Annotated in this window: 1 protein-coding gene; it reads right to left on the reverse strand. The window is 67.6% G+C overall.

Annotation, left to right across the window (positions count from 1 at the left end; genetic code table 11):
* Positions 1-1,570 precede the first annotated feature (1,570 nt).
* The coding region (locus tag ASE35_RS21935) for a non-ribosomal peptide synthetase (RefSeq protein ID WP_235570028.1) at positions 1,571-3,238 on the reverse strand (1,668 nt) is incomplete at its 5' end.
* Positions 3,239-3,632: the final 394 nt, after the last annotated feature.

Here is a 3,632-nt window from a genome sequence, read left to right on the forward strand (position 1 = left end):
CCGCTCCGGCGGGTACTCCGCGTCCAGCGGCACGTAGGCGCCGCCGGCCTTGAGGATGCCCAGCAGGCCGATGATCAGCTCCGCCGAACGTTCGCAGCACAAGGCCACGCGCTCGTCCGGCCGCACGCCCTGGGCGATCAGGTAATGCGCGATGCGATTGGCGCGCGCATTCAGCTCCGCATAGGTCAGCACGCGGTGCTCGTCCACCACCGCCACCGCGTCCGGAGACTCGGCCGCCTGCTGCTCGAACAGCTCGTGGATCAGCGACTCGCGCGGATAGTCGACCGTGGTCGCGTTGAACTCGGACAGCACCCGCTCGCGCTCGGGCGGAGNCGCCTGCTGCTCGAACAGCTCGTGGATCAGCGACTCGCGCGGATAGTCGACCGTGGTCGCGTTGAACTCGGACAGCACCCGCTCGCGCTCGGGCGGAGGCAGGACATCCAAGGCACGCAGCGAACGCGTTCCATCGCTACGCAGCTCCGCGGTCAGGCTCTCTATGGTGTGGGCGAAGTATCCGGCCAGGCGCGCCGCGTCCAAGCCGTCGACGACCTGCGCGGTCAGCGCGAACCGGTCGCCGAAGTCATCCACGCTCATCGAAATCGGATAGTTGGTCGTTTCCTCGGCTGCGAGCAGGCGCATGCCTCCTGACATGGCGAAGATGTCGTCGCTGTGCCGATAGTTCAGCAACGCCGTGAACAGGGGCAAGGACGACGGCACGCTGCTGCAGCGCTGCGCGAGCGAAAGCGGGGCGTGCTCATACTCGAGCAACTCGGCGAGCCGGCGCCGCGTCTGGTCGACGGCGTCCGCTGCCGTGCCTTCCACCACCACCCGGATCGGCAGCGTATTGATGAAGATGCCCCAGGCACGGTCAGCGCCGCCCGCGCCATGCATGCGCCCAGACAGCACCGTGCCGAACACCACCTCGTTGCGACCTGTGCAGCGCGCCAGAACCTGCGCCCACGCCACATGGAACAGCACCGCCGGCGATACGCCGCGTCGGCGTGCCTCCGCGCGGATATCGCGCCCAAGCGACGCATCCAGAGGCAGCTCGACGGTCTCGGATACTGCACCGCTCTGACGCGCATCGAGCACGTTGAACGGCGCCGTGGGCTCGTCGATATGCGCCAGTTCCTGGCGGAAATAGGCCTCGTGCGCTGCCGCAGGCACGCGCAGCGCCTGCGCCACCAACTGGCGTATCGGCACCTCATCGGTCAGATCCGCACCGTTTCCACTGCGTATCGCATCGATCTCGGCAAGCGCCAGGGCCAGCGTCACGTGATCGCAGACCAGGTGATGCTGCAACATCGACAGCATCCAACCGCCCGCGCGGTCTTCGGCGACGTAGGCCGCCAGCAAGGGCGCACGGGTGAGATCCAGTCGCAAACTGCGCGGATCAGAGAGCCCGCCAAGTTCTTCCAGGGCGTCGCCTACACCCGGCAAGGTCAGTTCGTGCACGGGCACGCGCGCCTGTCGATAGACCACCTGCACCGGTGTCGACAATCCTTCCCACACCACGGCGGTACGCAGGATGTCGTGACGCGCCACCACTACGTTCAGCGCGCGCAGGAAATCATCGAGTTCCTCGCGGCGATCGAACGCCAGCAGCGCCCGCAACAGGTAGGTGTCGCCCTCGCCGTCCAGCATGTGATGAAACAGGATGCCTTGCTGGGACGGCAGCAGCGGGTAGATGTCCTGGACGTTGGCGACGCCACCGGGCACGGTTGCGACAACGCAGTCGATTTCGGCCTGCGTCAGGCTGACCAGCGGCAGCAGCTCGGGCGATATCGACCGCAGCTCCGGCGTCAACAGGCTGGGCGGCACGACCTCCGCCTCTTCCACTTCGCCACGATGCAAGGTGGCGGCGTAGGCGCTCAATACCGGCGCGGCAAATAGGTGGCGCACTTCGCCGCGCAAGCCCTTCGCGCGCAGACGCGTGGTCATCGCGACCACCAGCAGCGAATGCCCGCCGAGCTCGAAGAAGTGATCGTGGCACTTCGCCGCGCAAGCCCTTCGCGCGCAGACGCGTGGTCATCGCGACCACCAGCAGCGAATGCCCGCCGAGCTCGAAGAAGTGATCGTGGCGACCCACCTGCTCGATATTCAGCAGCGACTGCCAGACCTCGGCCAGCTCTTGCTCGATCTCGCCCTGCGGCGCCTCGTACTCGCGCCGCATCAGCGACGTTGCGTCCGGTGCCGGCAAAGCCTTGCGATCCAGCTTGCCGTTGGGCGTCAGCGGGAACGCGTCGAGCACCACGAAGGCACTGGGCACCATGTAGTCGGGGAGCTGCGCCGACAGACGCGTACGCAGCTCGGCCACCGACAGGTCCGCGCCCGTATCCGCCGTCAGGTACGCCACCAGGCGTTTGTCGCCCGGCTCGTCCTCGCGCGCCAGCACCACCGCCTCGCGCACGCCGGCACACCCCGCCAGCCGGGCCTCGATCTCGCCCAGCTCGATGCGGAAGCCGCGAATCTTCACCTGGAAATCGTTGCGGCCCAGGTACTCGATGTTGCCGTCCGGCAGCCAGCGACCGAGGTCGCCGGTCTTGTACATGCGCGCCTGCGGGGCGGCACTGAACGGATCGCGCACGAACCGCTCGGCCGTCAACGCCGGCTGGTTCAGATAGCCGCGTGCCACGCCATCGCCGCCGATGTAGAGCTCGCCCGCCACGCCCACCGGCACCGGCTCGCCCTGCGCATCCAGGATGTACACCTGGGTGTTGGCGATCGGTCGGCCAATCAGCACCGGTCCCGCATGGCTGCGGTCCATCCGCACCCAGGTCGAGTACGTCGTGGTCTCGCTGGGACCGTACAGGTTCACCACCTCTTCGGCCGACGTGCCGGCAAACAGCTGCGCCACCAGCGCCGGCTTCAAAGCTTCGCCGGCGAGGTTGATCGTGCGTACCGTATCCGGCACGCACTGAGAACGCAGCAACGCGTCGATGCCGGAGGGCACCGTGTTGATCAGCGTCATCGTGTCCTGCGCGGTCACCGCCAGCACATCCGGACGCAGGCTCACCGTGGCCCCGCACGACAGCGGCACGAACAACTCGAACACCGCCAGGTCGAAATTGGTGGAGGTGGCAAAGAGGGTGTGGCTCAGCTCGGCCGCCGTGAAACTGGCCTGCGCCCAGGCCAACAAGTTGAGCGTGTTGGCATGCTCGATCGCCACGCCCTTGGGCGTGCCGGTGGAACCGGAGGTGTAGATCACATAGGCCAGGTGACGCGAGCTCAGGCCCTGNCGTCGGCATCTTCCGCACGCCCGAGGATGTGTGGCTCAGCTCGGCCGCCGTGAAACTGGCCTGCGCCCAGGCCAACAGGTTGAGCGTGTTGGCATGCTCGATCGCCACGCCCTTGGGCGTGCCGGTGGAACCGGAGGTGTAGATCACATAGGCCAGGTGACGCGAGCTCAGGCCCTGCCGCCGTGCGTCGACGCTGTCGACCGGATGGCTCGCCAGCGTGGCCGGCGCCTGGTCCAGCCACAGCACGGGCACGTCGCCGGCGGGCAGATGCCCGTCCAGGCGCGTGGTCGAGAGGAGCAGCCGGGGCGAACTGTCCTGCAGGATGAAGGCCAGCCGTTCGGCCGGATAGGCTGGGTCCAGCGACACGTAGGCGCCGCCGGCCTTGAGGATGCC

The sequence above is a fragment of the Lysobacter sp. Root916 genome, assembly GCF_001429785.1.
Taxonomy (GTDB): Bacteria; Pseudomonadota; Gammaproteobacteria; order Xanthomonadales; family Xanthomonadaceae; genus Lysobacter.